The 6000-nt window shown below is 43.7% G+C and carries 5 protein-coding genes and 1 pseudogene; 5 read left to right on the forward strand and 1 reads right to left on the reverse strand.

What is annotated here, in order from left to right; translation table 11 throughout:
- Positions 1-21: 21 nt before the first annotated feature.
- The 3 genes and pseudogenes from CSV69_RS14380 (at position 22) to CSV69_RS14390 (ending at position 1976) form a co-directional block, all read left to right on the forward strand.
- A complete protein-coding gene (locus CSV69_RS14380) occupies positions 22-750 on the forward strand; it encodes an amino acid ABC transporter ATP-binding protein (RefSeq protein ID WP_085428078.1) in 729 nt (242 codons plus the stop codon).
- A 33-nt stretch (positions 751-783) separates the two neighbouring features.
- A pseudogene (locus CSV69_RS14385) lies at positions 784-1281 on the forward strand (amidase domain-containing protein); the annotation flags it as partial.
- A 104-nt stretch (positions 1282-1385) separates the two neighbouring features.
- Positions 1386-1976: a nitroreductase family protein gene (locus CSV69_RS14390; RefSeq protein ID WP_085428080.1), complete on the forward strand. Its 591-nt coding sequence runs from the start codon at positions 1386-1388 to the stop codon at positions 1974-1976.
- 270 nt (positions 1977-2246) lie between these two features.
- Here CSV69_RS14390 and CSV69_RS14395 read toward each other — a convergent pair whose 3' ends face one another.
- Positions 2247-3629, reverse strand: a complete 1383-nt coding sequence (locus CSV69_RS14395; protein WP_085428082.1) for a dipeptidase — start codon at positions 3627-3629, stop codon at positions 2247-2249.
- Between the two features lie 244 nt (positions 3630-3873).
- On the opposite strand from CSV69_RS14395, the gene CSV69_RS14400 reads away from it, so the two are divergent.
- Positions 3874-5124 (forward strand): hemolysin family protein, encoded by a 1251-nt coding sequence (locus CSV69_RS14400; protein ID WP_085428083.1) that lies wholly within the window; start codon positions 3874-3876, stop codon positions 5122-5124.
- Positions 5125-5238: 114 nt separating this feature from the next.
- A complete protein-coding gene (locus CSV69_RS14405) occupies positions 5239-5784 on the forward strand; it encodes an RNA polymerase sigma factor (RefSeq protein ID WP_085428084.1) in 546 nt (181 codons plus the stop codon).
- Positions 5785-6000 lie beyond the last annotated feature (216 nt).

Here is a 6000-nt window from a genome sequence, read left to right on the forward strand (position 1 = left end):
TGATGTGAAGGAGTGTCAGATATGATTTCTATCAAAAATGTCAATAAAACATTCGGTATGAATCAAGTGCTGACAGACGTCTCACTTGAAGTACCTAAATCCCATGTGGTGGCTGTTATTGGCCCAAGTGGAGCAGGGAAGTCTACATTAATCCGAACAATCAATGCGCTCGAGCCCATTGATAATGGAGAAATCATCGTAGACGGAATTTCCATTCACGACAAAAAAGTAAATATTAATAAAGCACGTTCTGAAATTGGGTTCGTTTTCCAAAGCTTTAATCTCTATCCATTCTTAACCGCGTTGCAAAACGTGACACTGGCACCAATCAATGTAAAAGGACTTAGCAAAAGTGCGGCGGAAGAGCGAGGGAAAGAGTTGCTGACTTCACTCGGTCTTGGCGACAAATTCGACGCCTATCCAAACCGATTATCAGGCGGCCAGCAACAGCGTGTCGCAATAGCCCGTGCGCTCGCGATGGATCCGCAAGTCATGCTTTTCGATGAGCCCACATCCGCACTCGATCCTGAGATGGTCACGGAAGTGCTCGATGCGATTCGTAAACTCGCTGAAAGTGGTATGACAATGGTCGTCGTGACACACGAAATGGGCTTCGCTAAAGAAATCTGCGACGAAATTATCTTTATGGCAGATGGTAAAGTGGTTGAACAAGCCTCTCCGGCCAAGTTCTTCACGAACCCAGATACGGAACGCGCCCAAAACTTTTTATCGAAAGTATTACATCATTAATCGAACGTCCCTCTTTGTCATATGATGTGACAAGGAGGGATTTTTTTGTACGATAGACAAGCAGCAGTTCGCTACGCGGATAAATGGTGGAACGGTAGAAATCCAGCGTTCCCAATTTTTGATGATGACTGTACGAATTTTATTTCACAATGTTTATTGGCAGGCGGTGCACCGATGCATGGCGCACCAAACCGTGAAAAAGGTTGGTGGATGTACAAAGGCACGTGGAGTTTCAGTTTCACCGTTGCCCATTCATTGCGCTGGTATCTAGCCACTTCCACAAAAGGGCTGACTGCTACACAAGTTAAGAGCGCCCAAGAATTACGACCGGGCGATGTAATTTCGTATGACCTCCAAGGGGACGGCCGTTTCGATCATTCGACGATTGTAACTGCTATGGACGGAGATAACCCACTCGTCAGTGCACATACGTATAACGCGCATAACCGCACATGGGACTATAAGGACTCCTATGCCTACTCGCCAAACGCAAAATACATCTTTTTCAAAATACATGACGACTTCTCATAAATATCCAGCTCTGCATCAAAGTGTTTCCCATAGCCTCTAGCAACAGACTACCAAGTTAGGGTATAATGAAAAACAGATACTTATTGCAAAGGAGAAGGTTGAGTGTGAATGAACAAGCATTATCGGTAAGAGAGGCCATCGTATCACGGCGCTCTATTAAGAATTTTAACGGACAACCGATCGAACCAGAGATCATCCCAGAAATCATAGAAGATGCCATTTGGGCGCCAAACCACGGAAACCGTAATCCTTGGCGATTGATCGTAGCAACAGATGAACAGTATGAACAGCTTTTGGACGTCTTGAAGGAGTTCGGTGTAGCAAATTGGAAACAGCTTTCTGACGAGGATCTTGAAAAACAAATGAAGAAGTTCTCGACTGCCAGTGCAGCTGTATTCGTCATCGTACCTGAAGATGTACGCCAAAAAGAACGGCTGGAGGATTTTGCGGCAGCCAGCATACTGATCCAGAATATTCAATTGCTTGCTTGGGATCGTGGAGTAGGAACGTGCTGGAAAACACCTCCGTTTATCGATAATCCGAAGTTCCGCGAACGCTTGGGTATAAAGTCAGGCGAGCGTATCATCAGCATGTTGCAGTTCGGTCATTTCGATTCATTACCGAAAGCAGCACCACGTAAGCCAATCGAAGAAATTATTACGTACTTTGGCAGTGAACCAGACGAAGAAGAGTGAAATAAGAAACAGGCTACCCCACGATGTGGAGTAGCCTGTTTTTGTATGTTGAAAAGGTGAGTAGGGATGTGTGTTGGGAGTGATGTGATCATAGAATCTGGCTGAGTGCTCTATGCAGCCTTGAATCCGCTCATAGACTGCGTTGAGTGCTCTATGCAGGCGTGAATTCGCTCATAGAATCTGGCTGAGTGCTCTATGCAGTCGTGAATTCGCTCATAGACTCCGTCCGAGTGCTCTATGCAGGCGTGAATCCGCTCATAGACTTTAAACTCACAGACCGAGCTTTTCAATCTCTCCATAGTAACCACTAATCACACGCAGTCCTTTGTCGAAGTTTTCCAAGTGGAAGTGTTCATTCGGCGCGTGGAAGTTTTCTGTATCTAGACCAAAGCCCATTAATACTACAGGTAACTTAAGTATTTCATCGAATGCTGCGACGATTGGAATAGAGCCACCACCGCGAGTGTAGACAGTTGGTACACCGTAGACTTGCTCATATGCTCGGCCCGCCGCTTGAATGACTTCGTGGTCGTATGGCGTTAAGTAAGGTTTACCCTTATCGAATTCCGTGATCGTTACTTCACAACCCACTGGTTCGTGTTTCGCGATGTGCGCACGTAGTTTTTCTACGATTTCGTCAGGTTCTTGATCTGGAACTAGACGACATGTGATTTTTGCTCCGGCTTCGGAAGGAAGAACGGTTTTGATGCCTTCTCCTGAGAATCCACCGAATACACCGTTGATCTCGAGTGTAGGACGAGCCCATGTTTGTTCCGTGTACGTATAGCCGGGTTCGCCTGTAAGTTCTTTGACGCCCACTTCTTTTTTCACTGCTTCTCTATCAAAATCAAGAGCCGCCCAGCCTGCGCGTTCTTCTTCGGTTAGGTCGCGAACTTGATCATAGAATCCATCGATCGCAATTGTTCCTTCAGCATCACGGAATGAAGCTAGGATTTCGACGAGTGCGTGGATTGGGTTTTGAACGCCACCACCGTATAGTCCGGAGTGCAAGTCGCCTTTAGGTCCTTTTACATCAATCTGTACGCCCGCTAACCCGCGCAGTCCGTAGCAAATGGCCGGTTGTCCAGGTCCGTACATGCCAGTATCAGAAATGACGATGAAGTCTGCCGCTAGCTTATCTTGATTATTTTGGATATATTCCTCAAGACTCGGGCTGCCGATTTCCTCTTCTCCTTCTATAATAAGCTTGACGTTGACGGGAAGTTTGCCTTCAACATTCATCAGCGCCTCGATTGCTTTACTGTGCATAAACACTTGCCCTTTATCATCGCTTGCTCCGCGTGCATATAATTTATTATCACGGATAGTTGCTTCAAATGGAGGTGTTTCCCATAAGTGGAGTGGATCAACAGGCTGCACATCGTAGTGACCGTAGATCAAAATAGTTGGCTGACCCTCAGCATGCAACCAGTCTGCATAGACAACAGATTGTCCAGCGGTTTTTTCAATCGATACATTTTCCAGTCCGATACTTTCAAATTCATTCGACAGCCATTCCGCTGCTTTTTGCATATCCGGTTGATGCTCGGAAAGTGCACTGATACTTGGAATTGCTAAGAATTTTGTTAATTCTTCCAAGTGGCGGTCGCGGTTATTCGTGAAATATTGGTCCAATGATTGTAATGAAGTCATAATAAACCCTCTTTTCTTTGGATATTTTCTATTCACAGTATAGCAGAAGATCGTGATGCATTAAGGTTTAGACGCTTACAGATAAGGGAACCGAATGTTAAAAGTAGACGTCCTAATTTGCGTGTTGCATTAACGGCTCAGTTTATATGTATGATATACTTACGCAATAAGAAATGTTGGATTCATGGAATTAACAATTGATGAATGATAACAAATAAATGGAGAAACGCTGGAGGAGACGCAATTGTTTATTGCACTGGGACTTTGTTTGTTCTTGTCTTTCTTTTTATCGGGAAGTGAAACAGCTCTGACTGCTATCAATCGAATGAAAGTTCAATTGCGCGCGGATCAGGGAGACATTAAATCGATAAAATTAAGGAAATTGATTTCCAAGCCGGATCGTATGATTACGGCCATTTTAATCGGAAATAATATTGCCAATATTTTAATGCCGACCATTGTAACGATGATTGCCATCGACAAAGGATTGAGTATTGGATTATTGACAGGGATTTTAACGGTAGTTTTGATTATATTTGGAGAGGTATTACCGAAAACGATTGCTGCTACATTTGCGGATCGTATCGCGTATATCGTAGCACCGCCTATTACGGTACTCGTGAAGTTATTGATTCCATTGACGTTAGTCTTGTCACTGTTTACAAATTTCTTCGTTCGTTTGATTTCTAAAGGAACGATCACAGAAGCGACTTTGACGAAAGAAGACGTCCGTTCTATGGTAGATATCGCATCTACAGAAGGTACATTCGGGCAAGATGAATCTCTTCGTTTAAAAGGGATGCTCGACTTCCGCGATAAAGATGTCAGTGATGTAATGGAAACACACCGTACGGACATTATTTCGCTATCGATGGATTCTACGTATGAAGAAGTACGCGATGTCGTATTGCAATATTTCTACACTCGCTACCCTGTATATGAAGAAAGTATCGACAAAGTGGTCGGTATTTTTTATTCGAAAATGATAATCGAGTGGTCGATGTATCCTGAGCGGTCGTTTGCGGATGTCATTGATCGTCAACCGTTGTTCGTCGTCCAGACAGCCAGTGTGGAACTAGTATTTAAACGGATGCTGACACAAAAGAAGCATATGGCCATCGTGCTAGATGAATACGGTGGAACACTTGGTATTGTAACGCAGGAAGATATTATTGAAGAAATGATTGGACAGGATATAGAGGATGAAACGGATGTAGAGGAAGAGTCGATGGTCTTTGAGAAAGAAGATAATCACTTAGTTTGTCAAGGACGCTTGGAGATTGAAGACGTCATTGAACTTCTCGACATAGAGTTGCCGACAGATCATGATACAATCGGTGGATTTGTTTTTCAAGAAGTGGGTCATATTCCCGAAGTGGGCGAATCGTTCAACTACAAGTCGTTGTTGTTTGAAATCGAAGAGATGGATCGAACACGGATTTTACGTCTGAGGATTACCAAGAAAGAAGAACAAGAAGAGGCCATAGAAGTTTAAGAGATGTCAAGTAACCTTACATAACTGTAAGGTTACTGAAAGAGAAAGCGATAGTTCATAATGTGTTTGTCGGTGATAATAAGGGTATCAGTTACAAAACGGAGGCTACTTATTATGAAAAACGACTTAAACGCATTATACGAAGAATATGGACGCTATATATATCATTTATGTCTTAAATTGACTCGCAATAAAGAAGAAGCAGAAGATCTCATGCAAGACGTATGGGTAAAGGTTGTACGCTATAGTGGTGAAATGAGCGAAGTGAACCGTATGAAAGCTTGGTTAACAACGATTTGTATGAACACATTCCGCGACCGTTATAGAAAAAATGTACGTCACAGTCAATACGTGATGAATCAACCTGATACATTAGACGTTCCGATCCTTGATTTGGTTCCCAGTAATTCGAAAACACCTGCTGAGTTGATGGAGCAGAGTGATATTTCGGAGCTGGTGCAGCAGAAGATCGGCGAGTTGGATGGGATTTACCGGAAGACGATTGAGTATTTCTATGTGAATCAGTATTCGTTGGTAGAGATTGCCGGGTTGATGAGTGTATCGATCGGTACGGTGAAGTCTCGCTTGTTCCGTGCGAAGAAGTATTTGAAGGAGTTGCTCGTACAAGACGAAGCAGCCCATGAATATGTAATGGCTTAAGCTCACACTTGCTGTGGGCTTTTTTTTATGGGGTGAGAGGATAGATAAATAGTGAAAATTAGTGAGTGGGAGGGGATTGAGGCTCCAGCTGGGGACGCTTTCCGGTGGGCGTGGCTTGAGCCCATAGCTGTCAACTTAAGAATTGATAGTAAATTTATAACCCGCATCCCATGCACTATCCATGGTTTACTAGCTTGATTAAAAGGGTAAGATCTT

Origin of the sequence: Sporosarcina sp. P26b, from assembly GCF_002743245.1 — a bacterium.
Classification (GTDB): domain Bacteria; phylum Bacillota; class Bacilli; order Bacillales_A; family Planococcaceae; genus Sporosarcina; species Sporosarcina ureae_C.